Below are 267 nucleotides of genomic sequence, written 5' to 3'. Positions count from 1 at the left end.
TTGCTTGATTCATTGTAAAAGACGATGCTGTAAACGCGACCCTGTTATAGGTCTGTAGCTCAGTTGGTTAGAGCGCACCCCTGATAAGGGTGAGGTCGGCAGTTCAAATCTGCCCAGACCTACCATTGCATGGTGCAGCCTAGAATACGGGGCCATAGCTCAGCTGGGAGAGCGCCTGCCTTGCACGCAGGAGGTCAGCGGTTCGATCCCGCTTGGCTCCACCACTTTCGCTGTACGCAGTCACTTGTCAGAACTTAGAAATGAACA

2 tRNA genes are annotated in these 267 nt (G+C 52.8%); both read left to right on the top strand.

Annotation, left to right across the window (positions count from 1 at the left end):
* Positions 1-48: 48 nt before the first annotated feature.
* Positions 49-125 (top strand) — tRNA-Ile (locus JOY50_RS28775).
* A 23-nt stretch (positions 126-148) separates the two neighbouring features.
* Positions 149-224, top strand: a tRNA-Ala gene (locus JOY50_RS28770).
* Positions 225-267 lie beyond the last annotated feature (43 nt).

The sequence above is a fragment of the Pseudomonas sp. BP01 genome (assembly GCF_022760795.1).
GTDB lineage: Bacteria > Pseudomonadota > Gammaproteobacteria > Pseudomonadales > Pseudomonadaceae > Aquipseudomonas > Aquipseudomonas putida_Q.
This window is presented reverse-complemented; position numbering and strand designations above follow the sequence as displayed.